At 66.9% G+C, this 18,482-nt stretch carries 14 protein-coding genes; 4 read left to right on the plus strand and 10 right to left on the minus strand.

The annotated features are described in order from the left end of the window. Positions 1-20 precede the first annotated feature (20 nt). Positions 21-914 (plus strand): EamA family transporter RarD, encoded by an 894-nt coding sequence (rarD, locus tag EA796_RS21370; protein ID WP_122110082.1) that lies wholly within the window; start codon positions 21-23, stop codon positions 912-914. A gap of 239 nt (positions 915-1,153) precedes the next feature. Here the strand turns inward: rarD and EA796_RS21375 are convergent, their stop codons facing one another. After that, positions 1,154-1,672, minus strand: coding sequence for a glycine cleavage system protein R (locus EA796_RS21375; RefSeq protein WP_021442080.1), 519 nt, complete (start codon positions 1,670-1,672; stop codon positions 1,154-1,156). Between the two features lie 34 nt (positions 1,673-1,706). Continuing rightward, a complete protein-coding gene (locus tag EA796_RS21380; protein WP_122110083.1) occupies positions 1,707-2,156 on the minus strand; it encodes an N-acetyltransferase in 450 nt (149 codons plus the stop codon). Between the two features lie 503 nt (positions 2,157-2,659). Between EA796_RS21380 and EA796_RS21385 the strand changes: the two genes are divergently transcribed. After that, entirely contained in the window at positions 2,660-4,837 is a 2,178-nt protein-coding gene (locus EA796_RS21385) for a malate synthase G (RefSeq protein WP_122110084.1), read from the plus strand. A gap of 96 nt (positions 4,838-4,933) precedes the next feature. On the opposite strand, the gene pgaD is transcribed toward EA796_RS21385, so the two are convergent. From pgaD to pgaA, 4 genes are read right to left on the minus strand one after another with little or no spacing between them, the layout of a single operon-like run. Beyond that, complete coding sequence (gene pgaD, locus EA796_RS21390) at positions 4,934-5,449, minus strand: poly-beta-1,6-N-acetyl-D-glucosamine biosynthesis protein PgaD (protein WP_122110085.1); 516 nt, start codon at positions 5,447-5,449, stop codon at positions 4,934-4,936. Further along, a complete protein-coding gene (gene pgaC / locus EA796_RS21395; RefSeq protein ID WP_122110086.1) occupies positions 5,446-6,798 on the minus strand; it encodes a poly-beta-1,6-N-acetyl-D-glucosamine synthase in 1,353 nt (450 codons plus the stop codon). The genes pgaD and pgaC overlap by 4 nt, the downstream gene beginning before the upstream one ends. Beyond that, positions 6,795-8,798 carry a poly-beta-1,6-N-acetyl-D-glucosamine N-deacetylase PgaB gene (gene pgaB, locus EA796_RS21400; RefSeq protein WP_122110087.1) on the minus strand — a complete coding sequence of 668 codons (2,004 nt, stop codon included), beginning with the start codon at positions 8,796-8,798 and terminating at the stop codon, positions 6,795-6,797. Before pgaB ends, pgaC begins: the two co-directional genes overlap by 4 nt. Positions 8,799-8,808: 10 nt before the next feature. Next, positions 8,809-11,271, minus strand: a complete 2,463-nt coding sequence (gene pgaA, locus EA796_RS21405; protein ID WP_256679241.1) for a poly-beta-1,6 N-acetyl-D-glucosamine export porin PgaA — start codon at positions 11,269-11,271, stop codon at positions 8,809-8,811. A 229-nt stretch (positions 11,272-11,500) separates the two neighbouring features. Between pgaA and EA796_RS21410 the strand changes: the two genes are divergently transcribed. Further along, on the plus strand, positions 11,501-13,432 hold the full coding sequence (locus EA796_RS21410; RefSeq protein ID WP_122110089.1) for a putative nucleotidyltransferase substrate binding domain-containing protein: 1,932 nt from the start codon (positions 11,501-11,503) through the stop codon (positions 13,430-13,432). Next, positions 13,429-14,133: a PolC-type DNA polymerase III gene (locus EA796_RS21415; RefSeq protein WP_122110090.1), complete on the plus strand. Its 705-nt coding sequence runs from the start codon at positions 13,429-13,431 to the stop codon at positions 14,131-14,133. The genes EA796_RS21410 and EA796_RS21415 overlap by 4 nt, the downstream gene beginning before the upstream one ends. Before the next feature lie 109 nt (positions 14,134-14,242). On the opposite strand, the gene yegQ is transcribed toward EA796_RS21415, so the two are convergent. The 4 genes from yegQ to EA796_RS21435 all read right to left on the minus strand — a co-directional run bounded on the left by yegQ (position 14,243) and on the right by EA796_RS21435 (position 18,331). Beyond that, entirely contained in the window at positions 14,243-15,550 is a 1,308-nt protein-coding gene (gene yegQ, locus EA796_RS21420) for a tRNA 5-hydroxyuridine modification protein YegQ (RefSeq protein ID WP_122110091.1), read from the minus strand. Positions 15,551-15,696: 146 nt separating this feature from the next. Continuing rightward, positions 15,697-16,203: a hypothetical protein gene (locus tag EA796_RS21425; protein ID WP_031302652.1), complete on the minus strand. Its 507-nt coding sequence runs from the start codon at positions 16,201-16,203 to the stop codon at positions 15,697-15,699. Positions 16,204-16,294: 91 nt separating this feature from the next. Next, complete coding sequence (locus EA796_RS21430; protein ID WP_021442140.1) at positions 16,295-18,064, minus strand: sodium:solute symporter family protein; 1,770 nt, start codon at positions 18,062-18,064, stop codon at positions 16,295-16,297. Between the two features lie 6 nt (positions 18,065-18,070). Continuing rightward, on the minus strand, positions 18,071-18,331 hold the full coding sequence (locus tag EA796_RS21435; RefSeq protein WP_021442141.1) for a DUF4212 domain-containing protein: 261 nt from the start codon (positions 18,329-18,331) through the stop codon (positions 18,071-18,073). Between the last annotated feature and the right edge of the window lie 151 nt (positions 18,332-18,482).

The following is an 18,482-nucleotide window of genomic DNA, read 5'->3' on the forward strand; positions in this document are numbered from 1 at the left end:
TGCCTAAGCAAGGACTCCGCATGGCCACCGCCAACCCGCGACGCGGGTATCTCCTCGGCCTCACCGCCTACGTCATCTGGGGCCTGTTCCCGCTCTACTTCAAGGCCATCCAGAGCGTGCCGGCACTGGAAATCATCGTCCACCGGGTGCTCTGGTCGGCACTGTTCGGCGGCCTGCTGCTGCTCGTGTGGAAACACCCGAGCTGGTGGCGCGAGCTGCGCGACCATCCCAAGCGCCTGGCGGTGCTGGCCGGCTGCGGCCTGCTGATCGCCACCAACTGGCTGGTCTACGTCTGGGCGGTGAACAACGAGCGGATGATCGAGGCCAGCCTGGGTTACTACATCAACCCGCTGATCAACGTGCTGCTCGGCCTGCTGATTCTCGGCGAGCGCCTGCGCCGCCTGCAGTGGCTGGCCGTCGGCCTGGCCGCCCTCGGCGTGCTGCAGCAGGTCTGGCAGCTGGGCAGCCTGCCCTGGGTGTCGCTGGTGCTGGCGCTGACCTTCGGCTTCTACGGGCTGATCCGCAAACAGGCGCCGGTCGCCGCCCTGCCCGGTCTGGTGGTGGAGACCTGGCTACTGCTGCCGGTGGCGCTGGCCTGGCTGGCCCTGCACCCGGCGGCGGCGAGCAGCCAGGCGAGCTTCTGGACCAGTAGCGAGGCGCTGTGGCTGGCGGCCGCCGGGCCCATCACCCTGGTGCCGCTGGTGTGCTTCAACGCCGCAGCGCGCCACCTGCCCTACACCACCCTGGGCTTTCTGCAGTACATCGCGCCGACCCTGGTGCTGCTGCAGGCGATCCTGCTGTTCGACGAGCATTTCGCCCCCAGCACCCTGCTGGCCTTCGCTTGCATCTGGGCCGGGTTGGCGGTGTACAGCCTGGATATCTGGCTGAGCCTGCGCAAACGTCCGAGCGTGTAAGGGGGGGCGCACAGCGCACGCACTCGGCTGAGCAGAAAACACCCAACCGCCGCCAGGCTGCGTCAGCCCTGGCGCGGCGCCTTTCGGCCCCGACTCAGCCACAGCTCCCCCCGGCATTTGCGCACAAACCTTTGATCCTGCTGATTTTTTAGCCAGGCAAAGAAAAGCCCCGGGGCACTAGTGGGTGCGCCGGGGCTCCCCAGCTTATCCACAGGCTGATCCACGCCAGCCGTGGATATTCAGTCCTCCTGACGCAGATTCAGCTCCACCATCAGGTCGTCGGCCAGGGTCTCCAGGCGCGCCTGCAACTGCTCCAGCGGCAGCGTCTCCGGCACCGCCAGCAGCGCCTCGGCGGTGAACAGCAGCTCGCCGCTCATCGGCGCCGGCGCCACTTCGGTCAGCAGGCTTTCCAGGTTGACCCCCTGCTCGGCCAACAAGCGGGTGATGTCGCGCACGATACCGGGGCGGTCGTTGCCCACCAGCTCCAGGCGGATCGCGGTGAAGCGTCCGCCCGGCTCGCTGCCGCTGACCGCCAGTTGCACACGAATGCCCTGCGCACCGAGCGCCTCCAGGGCCTTGATCAGACCGCCGTGCGCCTCGGCCGGCACGTCCACCCGCACGATGCCGGCGAACTGCCCGGCCATGCGCGCCATGCGACTTTCCAGCCAGTTGCCGCCGTGTTCGGCGACGCAGGCGGCGAGGCGCTCGACCAGCCCCGGTTGATCCTCGGCAATCACCGTCAGTACCAGATGATCCATGTACTACCTCACTCGTTCACAGGATTGGAAAGGCTCAGCCGCGCAGCGCCAGCCAGTAGGTGAGAAATTGCTCGTCGCGCACATAGCCCAGGCGCTCGTACAGGCGCTGCCCGGCCAGGTTGGTCTTCGCCGTTTCCAGCTGCAGGCCGCAGGCGCCGCTGGCCTCGGCATGAGCACGGGCGGCGTTCATCAGCGCCGCGCCGACGCCGGCGCGGCGAGCCGACTCGTCGACATAGAGATCGCTGAGCAGCCAGGCCGGTTCCAGCGCCAGGGACGAGTGGAAGGGATAGAGCTGGACGAAGCCCTGGGCCGCGCCCCGCTCGTCGCGGGCGATCAGCAGCTGCGAGTCGCCGCGCTGCAGGCGCTGGCGGAGAAAGGCGGCAATCTCCGTCTCGGCCCGCAGCACCTGGTAGAAGGCCAGGTAGCCGGCGAACAGGCGGGTGAGGTCGACGAGGTCGGCGGCAACGGCGGCGGATACCGGCATGGCAGGCTCCAGAACGGATCAGCGCAGTATAGGCGAAGGCGGCGTAGGCCATATTCGCCCTCTTGTCAGTAGCTCGCGCAATTAATCGTGTACGTTTTTACAATTTTTATGAAACAATAGCGCACTTTTTTGCATACATAGAGTATTCAACGTGACCGTGCAGAGCCTTCCGGTCGCAGACTGACGCACACCCACTGCATTTCCCCGGAATCTTGATGTAGTATGCCGCGCCTCGGACTACAAGACGGCAAACCCGTCTCCGACGAGCCCCTCTAAAAACGTAGGCGAGGTAGCCAGCGCCAGGCGCAACGACCAACGGGAGTAACAGCCGAAGGCTGGCCCGAAGGGTGAGCGCCAGCGAATCGAACGGGCGAAGAAGCGGAGTTTACTTGGTGTAAATGAGCCTTCTGAGCCTGTTTCTAACGCAGCGATGGCAACGCAGGTAGTTTTTAGAGGTGCCCGAAGCGGCTATTGAGTAGAGCTCAGAGAGAGTGAGGCAAGTGATGACTGAACGCGTTCAAGTCGGTGGCCTGCAGGTCGCCAAAGTCCTGTACGACTTCGTGAACAACGAAGCCATCCCCGGTACCGGCATCGCTGCCGACCAGTTCTGGGCCGGTGCCGCCGCGGTCATCAAGGACCTGGCACCGAAGAACCGTGCCCTGCTGGCCAAACGCGACGAACTGCAGGCGCAGATCGATGCCTGGCACCAGGCGCGCCAGGGTCAGGCCCATGACGCCGCTGCCTACAAGGCCTTCCTCCAGGAAATCGGCTATCTGTTGCCGGAGCCGGAAGACTTCCAGGCCACCACCGCCAACGTCGACGAAGAGATCGCCCGCCTGGCCGGCCCGCAGCTGGTGGTACCGGTGATGAACGCGCGCTTCGCCCTGAACGCCTCCAACGCCCGCTGGGGCTCGCTGTACGACGCCCTCTACGGCACCGACGTGATCAGCGAAGAAGGCGGCGCCGAGAAGGGCAAGGGCTACAACAAGGTGCGCGGCGACAAGGTCATCGCCTTCGCCCGCGCCTTCCTCGACGAGGCCGCGCCGCTGGCCGCCGGCTCCCATGTCGACTCCACCGGCTACAAGATCGTTGACGGCAAGCTGGTAGTTTCGCTCAAGGGCGGCAGCAACAGCGGTCTGCGCGACGACGCGCAACTGATCGGCTTCCAGGGCGAGGCCAGTGCGCCGGTCGCCGTGCTGCTCAAGCACAACGGCCTGCACTTCGAGATCCAGATCGACGCCGCCAGCCCCATCGGCAGCACCGACGCCGCCGGCGTGAAAGACGTGCTGATGGAAGCCGCGCTGACCACCATCATGGACTGCGAAGACTCGGTCGCCGCCGTCGATGCCGACGACAAGGTGGTGGTCTACAAGAACTGGCTGGGCCTGATGAAAGGCGACCTGGCCGAGCAAGTCGCCAAGGGCGGCCAGACCTTCACCCGCACCATGAACCCGGATCGCGTCTACACCAAGGTCGACGGCTCGGAACTGACCCTGCATGGCCGCTCGCTGCTGTTCGTGCGCAACGTCGGCCACCTGATGACCAACCCGGCCATCCTCGACGCCGAAGGCAACGAGATTCCCGAAGGCATCCAGGACGCGCTGTTCACCAGCCTGATCGCGGTGCACAACCTGATCGGCAACACCACGCGCAAGAACACCCGCACCGGCAGCGTGTACATCGTCAAGCCGAAGATGCACGGCCCGGAAGAAGTCGCCTTCGCCAGCGAAATCTTCGCCCGCGTCGAGGATGTGCTGGGCCTGGCCCGCAACACCCTCAAGGTCGGCATCATGGACGAAGAGCGCCGCACCACCGTCAACCTGAAAGCCTGTATCAAAGCGGCTTCGGAACGCGTGGTATTTATCAACACCGGCTTCCTCGACCGCACCGGTGACGAGATCCACACCTCCATGGAAGCCGGCGCCGTGGTGCGCAAGGCCGCCATGAAGAGCGAGACCTGGATCGGCGCCTACGAGAACAACAACGTCGACGTCGGCCTGGCCACCGGCCTGCAGGGCCGCGCGCAGATCGGCAAGGGCATGTGGGCCATGCCCGATCTGATGGCCGCCATGCTCGAGCAGAAGATCGCCCACCCGCTGTCCGGCGCCAACACCGCCTGGGTCCCCTCGCCGACCGCCGCCACCCTGCACGCCCTGCACTACCACAAGGTCGACGTGTTCGCCCGTCAGGCCGAGCTGGCCAAGCGCACTCCGGCGTCGGTGGACGACATCCTGACCATCCCGCTGGCCAAGGACACCAGCTGGTCAGCAGAAGAAATCCTCAACGAGCTGGACAACAACTCGCAGGGCATCCTCGGCTACGTGGTGCGCTGGATCGACCAGGGCGTCGGCTGCTCCAAGGTGCCGGACATCAACGACGTCGGCCTGATGGAAGACCGCGCCACCCTGCGCATCTCCAGCCAGCTGCTGGCCAACTGGCTGCGCCACGGCATCGTCAGCGAAGCCCAGGTGATCGAAAGCCTCAAGCGCATGGCGCCGGTGGTCGACCGGCAGAACGCCAGCGACCCGCTGTACCGCCCGCTGGCCCCGGACTTCGACAACAACGTCGCCTTCCAGGCCGCGCTGGAGCTGGTGATCGAAGGCACCAAGCAGCCCAACGGCTACACCGAGCCGGTGCTGCACCGCCGTCGTCGCGAGTTCAAGGCCAAGAACGGTCTCTGATTCGCCCCGGCTCGACAAAGAAATCCCCGCAGCGACCGCTCGCTGCGGGGATTTTCTTTTCCCAGGGGCCGTTGTCGCCGACGCCAGAGGCTGCGCTCAGCCCGCCAGCGGCTCGGCGCTCGGCGCCTCTTCGCTGCGCAGCGACTCGAGCAGCTCGTCGCTGGCCAGGGCCGGCAGGCGCAGCGCGGTACCAGGGAACTCGATGGCAGCCAGCGCACCGTCCTCGCCATTGTGCAGAATCAGCACCTGCTGACGTTGCAGGCAATCGAGGATCGCCAGGGAGACCTGGAAATTGGCCGCCAGAGTCTCCTCGGCGATGTCCGGCATGCGCGAACGGCGCTGGTACCAGCCGGCGCGGCGTTCGTTGTACTTGGCCCAGGCCAGCAGGATGGTGCCGAGCCCCAGCGCCACCAGCAGGTAGATCAGCAGGGTATCGAGCGTCGGCATGATTTCCGCTACCAGGGCCGGCCGCGGTCCATGCCGGCCGCTGGCCAGCAGCGAGGCCACGCCCTGCACCAGCAGATAGGCCATCGCCGCCCAGGCAGAGAGTGTCAGCAGCACATCGACGGCGCGCCCCAAACGGCTCTGTTGGCTACGAATCAACAGACTCATGACGGCTTCCTTGCGTTGAGGGTATTGATCCCGCGATCCGGGCTGACCCAGCGCGCCCGTTGCTGACGCCGCTTGAGCATGACCTTGGGGAAGCTGACCAGGGTGGTGAACAGGGTGATCATCCAGAACGCCAGGGGATACCAGATGATCCAGAACAACGCGCGCGCCAGCCCGGTTTCGTAGCGTCGCTCGATGAACAGGCTGAGGCTGAACTGCAGCAGGCATACGCAGGCCAGCACCAGGCCGGTAAAGGCCGGCGGCATGATGCTGCTGACCTGCAACTCGGCCGGCAGCTCGACCAGCTGGCCGACCAGCCACAGCAGGATCGACAGGGCGAAGGTGAAGGCCCAGATCGCCGACAAGGCGAACTCGATCAGCAGCGGCCACATGTAGCGAAAGCGCCAGGCCCAGATGGTGCCGATGTTCTTCAACAACACCTCGGCGCCGCCCTGCGCCCAGCGCAGGCGCTGCTTCCACAGGCCGCGCAGGGTTTCCGGCATAAGGATCCAGCACAGCGCGCGCGGCTCGTAGAAGATCGACCAGTGATCGAGCTGCAGCTTCCAGCTGACGTCGATGTCCTCGGTGATCATGTCCGCGCTCCAGTAATCGATGCGGTTCAGCGCGCTGCGGCGGAACGCGGCGATCACCCCGGACACCGTGAAGACGCGGCCATAGACCCGCTGGGTCCGCTTGATCAGGCCGATGATGGAGGAGAACTCGCCCACCTGGATGCGTCCGACCAGCGTCGAGCGGGTACGAATGCGCGGGTTGCCGGTGACGGCGCCGACCCGCGGGTTGTCGATCAGCGGCGCCACCAGGTAGGCCACGGCGTCCCGATCTAGCAGGGCGTCGCCATCGATGCACACCAGGTATTCGCTGCGCGCCGCCAGGGCGCCCATGCGCAGGGCCACGGCCTTGCCCTGGTTCTGCGCCAGGTGCAGCACGCGCAGGCGCGGCTCGGCGGCCGCCAGGCGATCGAGCACCGCGGCGGTGTCGTCGCGAGAGCCGTCGTTGATGGCGATCACCTCGATGGCCGGGTAGCGCTGCGCCAGGGCCGCCCCTATGGTTTCCCGGGCGTGCTCGCCCTCGTTGAAGCACGGTACCAGGATCGACACCAGTGGTTCGCCGGCCAGCGGCGGCGGCAGCACCTCGCCGCTGTCGGACCAGGGCCAGTGGCGCTCCCAGTGCAGCCAGAAGTAGCTGCCGCCAGCCATCCACAGTGCCGACATGAACAGCGGGTAGAAGAACACGAAGTCCAGTAGCACGTCCCCGGTCAGGGCCAGGGCCACCCCGACCGGGGCGCCGAGCACCAGCAGCAGGATCAGCAGGGCGTAGATGCGATCAATCATGGCAGGGGATACCAGGCATTGGAGAGCGCCGGCCGAATCGTCTGCAGACGCGGCTGGTCGCTATGGAAGTCGTCCGGGTAGTAACCGAAGTGGCGCACGCCCTGCCATTGCAGGCGGCGCATCCACTGGGCCAGCAGCTGTGAGTCGATCGGCCCCTGGCTGCCGCTACGCCAGTCGCGCGCCTGCAGCTCGAACACCGTGCGCTGCAACGCGCCCGGACGCCTGGCGATCTGCTGCACCAGCTGATCCAGCCAGGCATTGGCCTGCTGCGCCTCGACGCCCTCCATCAGGGGCATGGCCATGGGCGCGGTCCAGTCGTAGCTGGCGAGGAAATCGTCGAGGTTCTGCGCGAACCAGGTCTCGCTGTAGGGGTTGATGACCGGTTGCGCATAGAGGTTGCGCGCGGTCTTCACCTGCGGGCCGCGAATGGCGCGAACCTTGGCCGTCAGCTCGGTGGTGAAGTCGATCAGGTAACGGCTCTTGAAACGTGTCCAGCGCTGCAGGCTGTCCTCGTCGGCGCGCAGCCGGGCGATCTCGCCGGGCAGACCGGCAGCGCGATAGGCCGCCAGGGCCGCCGGGCTGGCGTCCTCGAAATCCGAGAGCAGCGCATCGTCGTGATACAGCACGCCGGCGAAATTGGCGTGACGCGCCAGGTCCTCGTAGATCTCGCCGATCTGCCGGCGCACCTCGGGATCGAAGGGCGACAGGCGACGGTACTGCGCCTCGTCCACCTGCGGCGCGGCATCGGCGGACCAGCGCAGCACCCGCGGCAGGGCGGGATCGAGGTCGAAGCTGAGCACCGGCATCCAGGCGAACACCTCGACCTTGGCGCGGGTGCGCAGCTGCCAGGCGACGCGGTTGAACAGGTCGGCACGCACCGGCAGGTGGCGGTTGGGGAAGTACAGCGATTTGACCAGGCCGTCGCCCTCGGGGTCGGCATAGGCCTGCAGGAACACCGTGCTGATGCGCAGGTCGGCGATGCGCTGCACCAGCTTGCCGAGGTTGGCGTCCATCTGCTGCGGGTCGGGGTCGTAGACATAATCCAGGTCGACATGGGCGACGCGCATCAGCTTCTGCTCCTCGACCCGGCTGACCGCCAGGGCCAGGTTGCTGGTATCCGGGTCGCCGCTGAGCAGCATGCGCGGGCCCTGCTGCAGGTTGGCGAAGTCGCCCAGGCCGTTCTCCAGGGTCAGGGCCAGCTCGTAGCCGTTGTCGCCGACGATGCGCAGGGCACTGCCGCTGGCCTCCCCGTAGGGCCAGACCCAGACCCGCGGCGCCCGGCCGCTGGCGGCCTGGATCTTGGCACTGATGCGTTCGACATCGCGGGCGATGCGCGCGTCATGCTCGGCATCGCTTTCGTAACGCCGGCGCGCCGGATCGTACAGGCGCGTGGCCGCCGCCGGCTGCAGGTTGCCCTGCGGATTGGCCTGCGCGCCATAGTGCAGGGCGTCGGTATGCGCGGCGATCTCGACCAGGCCGCTGGCGGCGATCTCGCCGATCTGCTGCCAGCTGAGGAAGCGCTCGCGCGCCACCGGTGCGCCGCCGAAATCCACCGGCTGGTCCGCCGGCGTATCCAGCCAGACGCCCACCGGGGCCAGCACCGCCGGCCACTGATAGGCCCGAAGGATGGGCAGCACGCGCTCGTAGAAGCTGACGTAGCCGTCGTCGAAGCTGAGCAGCAGCGGCTTGTCCGGCAGCGCCGGGCCGCCCTGCCGGGCAGCCAGCAGCTGATCCACCGATACGGCCTGGAAGCCGCTGGCCTTGAGCCAGGCCAGCTGCTCGATCAGATTGGCGGTGCGTACCGACATGAAGCGCTGGTCGGCCTCGCCGTCCTCGACATCGTGATAGGCCAGTGCCAGGACACGCCCCTGCGGCCAGGGGCTCTCCGCGGCAGCCCGCGGGCGCTCCAGCGGCGGGGTGAAGGGCGGCGCTTCGACGGCGCAGGCGGCGAGCAGCAGGGCACTCAGCCCGAGCAGCAGCCAACGAGGGAAATAGGCCATGGGATGGTCCTTAGAAGCGGTAATTGAGATCGAGCAGCACGCTCATTTCGCGCTCGCGGTCGCCGTCGTACTCGCGGCTCAGGGCCGACACGGTGATACCGCCATCGAAACGGTCATCCAGGCGCAGGCGCTGGCCGTAGCCGATCAGGCCGACCGCCGCGCTGCCGTAGTCGCGCTGGCTGTTGCTACCGAGGCCCAGTTGCAGCTGCTGGCTCCAGGCGGTCTGGTAGCGCCGGTAGAGGCTGTGCGAAAGACTCAGGCTGGGCAGCACGCCGAACTCGGCCGCAGGATTGAAGTAGGGCACGTCGGCCGAGCCGTTGTTGTGGGCAGCGGAGAACTCCAGCCCCAGGTCGGCCTGCCAGGTCGGCGCGGTGTACAGACGCTCGCTGCCGGCCAGCAGCAGGCCCAGACGGTCGTTGCCGTCGCTGAAATGCGCGGCAGCCAGGGAGGCCCGCCATTCGCGTCGCTCGTCGGCACGCCAGCGCAGGAAGCCGCTCAGGCTGTCGGCGCTTATGTCGGCGTTCAGCGCCCGCAGCGGCGTCTCGCTCGACAAGGACTGCGCCGACCAGCCGTACTGCCAGTGATCGTCGATGTCGTACCAGCCGTTCAGGCGCAGGCCCAGCTTGTCGCCGTGGCCGTAGTCGTGGCGGGACACCTCGGCCTCCAGGCGCTGGTTGCGCACCCGCCACTCGAGTCCGCCGCGCTGCCAGCGATGATGGCCGCGCCCTTCCTCGAAATCCGCGCTGGCATAACCGGCACCGCCGAACAGGCGCCAGTCGTCGTGCAGCGGCTCGCTGTAGAGGACGCTGTCGATGCCCAGGTCATGGCCGCCGGATACGCTGCTGCCCGAGCCCAGGCCGCGGTAGGCGGTAATCCGCAACTCGGCCATGTGATGCACCCGCCGCAGCTTGTCCAGACGCTGCGCCTGCAGGTTTTCCGGATAGCGGCGGATCACGTCGTCGGTCAGCAGGTCGAGCTGGCGCCACTCCTGCAGCTGCAGCGCTCCCAGGCCCTGCTGCACCTCCAGGCCCAGATGCCGCGGCGCCGTGCTCTCCACCACCTTCAGCTCGTCCTCGGCGCGTCGCGGCCAGCCGCGGACCTGGTACAGGCTGGCGAGCGAGGTGCGCAACGAACTGTTGTTCGGCGCGTTCCCGGCCAACTGGGCGAATGCCTGGGTGGCTGCCGGCGTGTCGTTCAGGTACAGCTCGGCGTTGGCCTGCATGACCTGCGCCTCCAGCCAGCGCGCATTGGGCTCGGCCTCGGGGTTGCCCGGCTGGTACAGCCGCGGCGGCTGCTGCGCCGCCAGCCGCGTGGCGAGCCGATGGGCCTCCTCCAGCTGCTCGCTTTCCACCAGCGCGTAGAACAGCCCTTGATGGTCGGCCAGCCAGAGCGGGTGCTTGTCGTTTTCCCCGGCGATCACCCGCCGGTAGAGCTCTGCCGCCTGCTCCGGCTCGCGCAGGTACAGCAGCGCGGAGGCGACCCAGCGCAGGGCATAGCCCGGCAACTCGACGCCTTCGGCCTGCAACTGCCGGTAGTGCTCCAGCAGCTCGGCCATGCGTACCCGCGCATGCAGGGCGCCGAGCCGATCGATACGCACCCGCAGACTGTCGGCGCGCGCCTGCGGCAGCTCGGCCCAGGCCTGGAGCAGGCGTTCGGCATCGGCCAGGGCCTGGTCGGCGAGACGAAAGCGCTCGACCTCGCCACGCGTCGCCATGTCCGCCATGCGCACCAGCGCGGCCAGCGCGTCGGCCTGCAGCTGGCGCTGCCGAGCGGCGTCGAGCAGCTCGGGGTGAGCCAGGGCGAACGCCAGCGCCTGCTCGGCCAGACCGGCGCGCTGCAAAGCGGTCAGGTACTCGCTGGCGACATCGCTGCGCTGCGGCGCCAACTCGCGGGCGCGGTCGATCTGAAACAGCGCGGCATGGGGCTGGCCGTCGCGCAGGTGGGCGTAGCCCAGCGCCAGCCGGCGCTCGGCGTCATGCGGCGCCTGCTGCACCAGGCGCAGACCGCGGCGTACCGCCTGTTGCGTCTGGCCGGCATCGGCCATGACCAGCACCTGACCGAGCGCCATCGGCGGATGGTCGGGGAAACGCGTCAGCCCCCGTTCGTAGACCGCCAGCGCCGGCTGCCACAGGCGCAGATTGCGATAGGCCCGAGCCACGCCGGTCAGCACGTCGGCAGGCAAGGCGACCTGCGCGCCATAGCCCTCATAGAGTCTGACGACCTCGGCATCCTCGCCCGCCCAGCCGGCGATCAGCAGGTGATCGGATAGGTAGCGAGGCGAGGCCCAGCCCCCCACCTGCCCGCGCAGAAAGCTCAGCGCCGGTTGGTAATGCCCGGCACGGGCCTGCTCGAGCAAGGCGTCGTAATGCGGCTGGGCCTGCAGGCAGGCACTCAGCAGCAGGGTGTTGACAAACAGCGTGGCGCGGCGCGCCCCACACGGCACGACGCGCCCTCTTCTTTTGCTCAGGTTCACGCACTACATCCAGATATGTTCGGGCGGCCGCGACATGCGGAAAGACGAGCCGCCGGCGAAAAGATGGCATTTTGACATATGCCTGCGCCTTATCACATATCAGTATTTCAGGCGTCATTTTTATGACAAAAACAGAAAAAAGAGCGACCTCCCCCTACTTAGGTGCAATGGCCAAGGCCCACGCGCGCGGCCACACTGGCAGCATCTCGAAACTGCGAGGCGCAAGCCCATGAGCAAGGCCGACGCCCTGGCCGATGCGGGCAAGACCGCGGTGCTGCAGAACATCCACGGCACCATGGAGTTCCTGCAGAAGTTTCCGCCCTTCAACCAGATGGACACCGCCCACCTGGCGTTTCTGGTCGAGCATTGCCAGCTGCGCTTCTACGGCGAGGGCGAGTCGATCATCAAGCCGAGCGACGGCCCGGTCGAGCACTTCTACATCGTCAAGCAGGGCCGGGTGCATGGCGAGCGCCCGCACAGCGCGCGGCGCGGCACCGAGACCACTTTCGAGATCACCGCCGGCGAATGCTTCCCGCTGGCCGCGCTGATCGGCGAACGCGCCACCCGCACCGAACACTTGGCCGCCGAGGACACCTTCTGCCTGCTGCTGGCCAAGCACGCCTTCGTCAAGCTGTTCGCCGTGTCCAACCCGCTGCGCGACTTCGCCCTGCGCGGGGTCAGCAGCCTGCTCGACCAGGTCAACCAGCAGGTGCAGCTGCGCGCGGTGGAGACCCTCGGCGCGCAGTATTCGCTGGATACCCGCCTGGGCGAACTGGCCATGCGCCAACCCATCGGCTGCGCCCCCGTCACGCCGCTGCGCGAGGCGGTGCGGCTGATGCACGAACAGCACGTCGGCAGCATCGTCATCGTCGACCCGAACGAGCGGCCGCTGGGCATCTTCACCCTGCGCGACCTGCGCCGGGTGGTGGCCGACGGCGTCGACCTGGCCCAGCCGATCAGCAACCTGATGACCCCCAGGCCCTTCCACCTGGCGCCGGACGCCAGCGCCTTCGACGCCGCCATCGCCATGACCGAGCGGCATATCGCCCACGTCTGCCTGGTGGAACACGAGCGGCTCTGCGGGGTGATTTCCGAGCGCGACCTGTTCAGCCTGCAGCGCGTCGACCTGGTGCACCTGGCGCGCACCATCCGCCACGCGGGCAAGGTGGAGACCCTGGCCGGGCTGCGCAGCGACATCCGCCTGCTGGTCGACCGCATGCTGGCCCACGGCGCCAGCTCGACGCAGATCACCCATATCGTCACCCTGCTCAACGACCACACCGTGTGCCGGGTGATCGAGCTGACGATCGAGGAAATGGGCGACCCGGGCGTACCCTTCACCTGGCTGTGCTTCGGCAGCGAAGGCCGCCGCGAGCAGACCCTGCACACCGACCAGGACAACGGCATCCTCTTCGAGGCGGCCGACGCCGCCGAGGCCGCCGCCATCCGCGGGCGCCTGCTGCCGCTGGCCGCCACCATCAACCAGCGCCTGGCGCAGTGCGGCTTCACCCTGTGCAAGGGCAACATCATGGCCAGCAACCCGGAGCTGTGCCTGTCGCGTCAGGAGTGGTCGCGGCGCTTCGCCGGCTTCGTGCTGGAGGCCACCCCGGAAAACCTGCTGAGCTCGACCATCTACTTCGACCTGCGGGCGATCTGGGGCCCGGACGAGGGTTGCGAGCAGCTGCGCGAGGAGCTGCTCGGGCGTATCGGCAACAACAGCCTGTTCCAGCAGATGATGGCCGAGAATGCGCTGCGCCAGCGTCCGCCGGTGGGCCGTTTCCGCGACTTCGTGGTGGTCCGCTCCGGCGCCGACAAGGACACCCTCGACCTCAAGGTGCAGGGCCTGACCCCCTTCGTCGACGGCGCCCGCCTGCTCGCCCTGGCCCACAACGTCGCCGCGGTCGGCACCCTGGAGCGCCTGCGCGCGCTGGTGGCCAAGGGCGTGATCGAGGCCCTGGACGGCGCCGCCTTCGAGGAGGCCTACCACTTCATCCAGCAGACCCGCATGCAGCAGCACCAGCTGCAGGCGCGCGACGAGCTGCCCTACTCCAACCGGGTCGACCCCGACCGCCTCAACCACCTGGACCGGCGCATCCTGCGCGAGTCCTTCCGCCAGGCGCAGCGGCTGCAGAGCAGCCTGGCCCTGAGGTATCAGCTATGAGCAAGTTCACTTGGTTCACCGGGCGCGGCCCGGCCCTGACCCAGCGCCAGCTGGAGCGCCGCCGCGAGCTGGCGGCCCCGGCCGCGCTCGACGAGCGGCCGCTGCACGCGCAACGTTTCGTCGTCCTCGACCTGGAGACCAGCGGCCTGAATATGCGCCGCGACCAGGTGCTGTCGATCGGCGCGGTGGTGATCGAGCACGGCGCCATCGACCTCAGCCAGCAGTTCGAGTGCACCCTGCAGCGCGACGGCCACCAGGCCAGCGCCAGCACCCTGATCCACGGTATCGCCCCCAGCGAGATCGCCCGCGGCGAGGAGCCGGCCGAGGCCCTGCTGGCCTTTATGGAGTTCGTCGGCGACAGCCCGCTGCTGGCCTACCACGCCGAGTTCGACCAGCGCATGCTCGCCCGCGCGCTCAAGGAAAGCCTGGGCCAGCGCCTGCAGCATGCCTTCTTCGACGTCGCCGAACTGGCCCCGCTGCTGTGCCCCAAGGCCAAGCTGGCGCACGCCGGGCTGGACGACTGGACCCGGCATTTCGGCCTGCAGGTGCAGCAGCGCCACCACGCCAGCGCCGACGCCCTGGTCACCGCCGAGCTGGCCCTGATCCTGCTGAGCAAGGCCCGCCAGCAGGGCCTCGACAGCCTGCCGGCGCTGCTCCAGGCGCTCAACAGCCGGCGCCGCCAGCGCGCCTATTCGCTGTAGCCTGCGCCGACGATCCGGGCGTAAGGTGGATAACGCTCTTTTTATCCACCACGGGGCAGCCGCCGACAATCCTGGTGGATGGGTAAAGCGTCATCCACCCTACGCAGCCCTACAGATCGCGCAGCAGCAGGCCGTATTCCAGCGACAGATTCTCCGGCAGCGGTAGATAGAGCACATGCCCGTCGCCCGGGGCCACGTCCACCGCCTGGCCCTGGCGGTTCTCCAACTGCGCCAGGGAAAAACGCCGATTGCCCTGCGGGGTCATCAGCTCCAGCCAGTCGCCGAGGGCGAAGCGATTCTTCACCCGCACCTCGGCCAGCGCGCCGCGACGTTCGCCGGTCAGCTCACCGACGAACTGCTGGCGCTCGGCGCGCGAGCTGCCGCGCTCATAGTTCTGGTACTCGTCGTGCACATGGCGGCGCAGGAAACCCTCGGTGTAGCCGCGGTTGGCCAGTGACTCCAGGCGCTGCATCAGGCCCCTGTCGAAGGGCCGTCCGGCGAGGGCGTCGTCGATGGCCTGACGGTAGGCCTGGGCGGTGCGCGCCACGTAGAAATGACTCTTGGTGCGCCCCTCGATCTTCAGCGAATGCACGCCCATGCGCAGCAGGCGCTCGACGTGCTGCACCGCGCGCAGGTCCTTGGAGTTCATGATGTAGGTGCCGTGCTCGTCCTCGAACGCGGTCATTTCATCATCCGGTCGCCCAGCCTCCTGCAGCACGAATGCCTGGGTGGTTGGCGTGCCCTGGCCCAGGGTCGGCTCGACCAGGCGCACCATGTCGCCCGTCTCGTTCTCGGCGGCAGGCGTGGCCTGGTACTGCCAGCGACAGGCATTGGTGCAGCTGCCCTGGTTGGGGTCGCGGCGATTGATATAGCCCGACAGCAGGCAGCGCCCGGAATAGGCCATGCACAGCGCGCCGTGGACGAACACCTCCAGCTGCATGCCGGGCACCTGGCTGCGGATTTCCTCGATCTCTTCCAGCGCCAGCTCACGCGACAGGATCACCCGGCTCAGCCCCTGCTGCTGCCAGAACCGCACGCTGGCCCAGTTCACCGCATTGGCCTGCACCGACAGATGGATCGGCATCTGCGGGAAGTGCTCGCGCACCAGCATGATCAGCCCGGGGTCGGACATGATCAGCGCATCCGGGCCCATCGCGATCACCGGTTCCAGGTCCTTGAGGAAGGTCCTGAGCTTGGCGTTGTGCGGGGCGATATTGACCACCACGTAGAAGCGCTTGCCCTGGGCATGGGCTTCGGCAATGCCGAGGGCCAGGTTGGCGTGGTCGAACTCGTTGTTGCGCACGCGCAGGCTGTAGCGCGGCTGCCCGGCATAGACCGCGTCGGCGCCGTAGGCGAAGGCATAGCGCATGTTCTTCAGGCTGCCGGCCGGCGACAGCAGTTCGGGAAAACGGGGCATGACCGCAAGCTCGAAAAATCAGGGGCTGGCGATTCTATGCAGGTGGCAGGCGTGGATATTGATCTGGGTCTATCGGGCGCGCAAAAGCGCCCGGGCGAGACGATGGGTCAGGATGGTACGCCGTGCGCGTTCACCGCAAAACGGCGCTAGCGGCACACCTGCAGGTAGAGCGGATCGTCCTTGGCGATGCGCTTGAGCTGATCGAGCTGCGGCTGCTGCTGTGCGTTCAGCGGCAGCAGTTCGGCGCTGTCGCAGTTGAGCAGGTGCGCCTGATGCGCGACGTGATCGATGTGCTGCTTCTCGAAGCGGTAGAGCATGAATTCGGCGACCACCCGGCCGTCGAGCTCGCGCTTCACCACGCTCGTGCTATCGAGCACGGTAAAGGCCGTGATCATCGGCACGAAGTAGCTCCAGGGGCGCCAGAACACGTGGCCGGCCTCGCTGGCCACCACCACCGACTCCTGCGGCTGGCGCTGCTGCTGATGCTCGAACCAGGAATACTCGTAGAAGATCTGGTAGCCCAGCATCCCCAGGCCGCCGAACAGCGGCACTATCCACTTCGGCAGTTTGTTGCGCGTCAGCTTTCGCAGCAGCAGGGCGATACCGGCAGCGCCGAGCCCCGCCACCACGATGGCAAGCAAAGTCCATAACATTCGACTGTTCCTGAAATAAGACGGGCCTCCACTGGAGGCCCGTCCGTTAGACCCTGAACCATCGACCGATGGCCTCAGGCCTGGATTATGCTCAGTGGCTCAGCGCGCCACCAGCACCTTTCGGAGTACGCACGCTTTCCACCAGGTCCTGGATTTCCTGCGGCGGAGCGGTGGTCAGCATCGCCACGGCATAGGCCACGCCGAAGTTGATCAGCGCACCGATGGTACCGAAGGAGGCCGGGGAGATACCCATGAACCACTGGTCCGGGGTATTGGGCAGCATGTTGGTCTCCGGAATGAAGAACCAGCCCAGGTAGGTGAAGATGTACAGCAGGGTCACCACCAGACCGGCGACCATGCCGCAGATCGCGCCCTTGTCGTTCACCCGCTTGGAGAAGATGCCCATCATCAGCACCGGGAACAGCGTGGCCGCGGCGATACCGAAGGCCAGCGCCACCACCTGCGCGGCGAAGCCTGGCGGATTCAGGCCCAGGTAGGTCGCCAGCAGAATCGCGGCAGCCATGGAGATCCGCGCCGCATGCATCTCGTTCTTCTCGCTGATCTTCGGATTGATCAAGGTCTTGATCAGGTCATGACTGATCGCCGAGGAAATCGCCAGCAACAGCCCCGCCGCCGTCGACAGTGCCGCGGCGATGGCGCCCGCCGCGATCAGCCCCACCACCCAGCCGGGCAGGTTGGCGATCTCCGGGTTGGCCAGTACCAGGATGTCGTTGTTGACGGTCAGCTCGTTGCCGTTCCAGCCACGCTCCTGAGCGGTCGCGGTGAAGGCCGGGGCGGCATCGTTGTACATCTGGATGCGGCCGTCGCCGTTCTTGTCCTGCCAGGCGATCAGACCGGTCTGCTCCCAGGTCTTGACCCATTCCGGACGCTCTTCGTAGGCCAGGGCCGGGGCAGTAGCACCTTCCGGATAAATGGTGGTCGCCAGGTTCAGGCGCGCCATCGAGGCCACGGCCGGCGCGGTGAGGTACAGCAGGGCGATGAAGATCAGGGTCCAGCCGGCGGACCAACGGGCGTCGGCCACCTTCGGCACGGTGAAGAAACGGATGATCACGTGCGGCAGGCCGGCGGTACCGATCATCAGCGACATGGTGAACAGCACCATGTTCAGCTTGTTGTCGACATCGGCGGTGTAGGCGGCGAAGCCCAGTTCACGCACCACTTCGTCGAGCTTCTGCAGCAGCGGCACGCCGGAGTCGACGTGGTCGCCGAACAGGCCCAGCGGCGGGATCGGGTTGCCGGTCAGCTGCAGGGAGATGAAGATCGCCGGGATGGTGTAGGCGATGATCAGCACCACGTACTGCGCCACCTGGGTGTAGGTGATGCCCTTCATGCCGCCGAATACGGCATAGGCGAACACCACGGCCGCGGCGATCCAGATGCCGGTCGAGTTGCTCACTTCGAGGAAGCGCGAGAAGGCCACACCGGCACCGGCCATCTGCCCGATCACGTAGGTGACCGAGATGATCACCAGGCAGATCACTGCCGTCAGGCGTGCGCCGCGGCTATAGAAGCGATCACCGATGAAATCCGGCACGGTGAACTTGCCGAACTTGCGCAGGTAGGGCGCCAGCAGCATGGCCAGCAGCACGTAGCCGCCGGTCCAGCCCATGAGGAAGGTGGAGTTGGCGTAACCGCCGGCGGCGATCAGACCGGCCATGGAGATGAAGGACGCGGCCGACATCCAGTCGGCGGCGGTGGCCATGCCGTTGGTGACCGGGTGCACGCCGCCACCGGCGACGTAGAACTCCTTGGTCGAGCCCGCGCGGGCCCAGATGGCGATACCGATGTAGAGCGCGAAGGACGCACCCACGAACAGCATGTTGATGACGAATTGGCTCATGACCTCTTACTCCTCGACGCCGAATTCTTTATCGAGTCTGTTCAGTCTCCACGCGTAGTGAAAAATGAGGCCGATAAATACGAGAATGGAGCCCTGCTGAGCGAACCAGAATCCGAGGTCAGCGCCGCCGATCATGATGCCCGCGAGCATGGGTCGGAGAATCATGGCGAAGCCGTAGGAAACCAGCGCCCAGACAACCAGGCTCCAGGTGATGAGCCGCACATTGGCCTTCCAGTAGGCCGCGGCATTTGCTTTTTCAGAAGTCATAGACGCCTCCGGTTATTGTTATTCTGATGCAGCTTCAAACTAGCAGCAGGCCCCGGCAAACCGACAGATAGACATTGGTATTAGCCGCCTGGAGAAGTTCCGAGCGTAGTTGTCTTTCCCCAGCTAACAGGCACTTGCACCAGCGTCGGCG

It is taken from the genome of Pseudomonas sp. AOB-7, assembly GCF_003696305.1.
GTDB lineage: Bacteria > Pseudomonadota > Gammaproteobacteria > Pseudomonadales > Pseudomonadaceae > Aquipseudomonas.

Bases quoted from the DNA above. Each gene is read 5' to 3' on its own strand.
- rarD (WP_122110082.1), top strand. From the start codon at position 21: ATGGCCACCGCCAACCCGCGACGCGGGTATCTCCTCGGCCTCACCGCC.
- EA796_RS21375 (WP_021442080.1), bottom strand. From the start codon at position 1,672: ATGGATCATCTGGTACTGACGGTGATTGCCGAGGATCAACCGGGGCTG.
- EA796_RS21380 (WP_122110083.1), bottom strand. From the start codon at position 2,156: ATGCCGGTATCCGCCGCCGTTGCCGCCGACCTCGTCGACCTCACCCGC.
- EA796_RS21385 (WP_122110084.1), top strand. From the start codon at position 2,660: ATGACTGAACGCGTTCAAGTCGGTGGCCTGCAGGTCGCCAAAGTCCTG.
- pgaD (WP_122110085.1), bottom strand. From the start codon at position 5,449: ATGAGTCTGTTGATTCGTAGCCAACAGAGCCGTTTGGGGCGCGCCGTC.
- pgaC (WP_122110086.1), bottom strand. From the start codon at position 6,798: ATGATTGATCGCATCTACGCCCTGCTGATCCTGCTGCTGGTGCTCGGC.
- pgaB (WP_122110087.1), bottom strand. From the start codon at position 8,798: ATGGCCTATTTCCCTCGTTGGCTGCTGCTCGGGCTGAGTGCCCTGCTG.
- EA796_RS21410 (WP_122110089.1), top strand. From the start codon at position 11,501: ATGAGCAAGGCCGACGCCCTGGCCGATGCGGGCAAGACCGCGGTGCTG.
- EA796_RS21415 (WP_122110090.1), top strand. From the start codon at position 13,429: ATGAGCAAGTTCACTTGGTTCACCGGGCGCGGCCCGGCCCTGACCCAG.
- yegQ (WP_122110091.1), bottom strand. From the start codon at position 15,550: ATGCCCCGTTTTCCCGAACTGCTGTCGCCGGCCGGCAGCCTGAAGAAC.
- EA796_RS21425 (WP_031302652.1), bottom strand. From the start codon at position 16,203: ATGTTATGGACTTTGCTTGCCATCGTGGTGGCGGGGCTCGGCGCTGCC.
- EA796_RS21430 (WP_021442140.1), bottom strand. From the start codon at position 18,064: ATGAGCCAATTCGTCATCAACATGCTGTTCGTGGGTGCGTCCTTCGCG.
- EA796_RS21435 (WP_021442141.1), bottom strand. From the start codon at position 18,331: ATGACTTCTGAAAAAGCAAATGCCGCGGCCTACTGGAAGGCCAATGTG.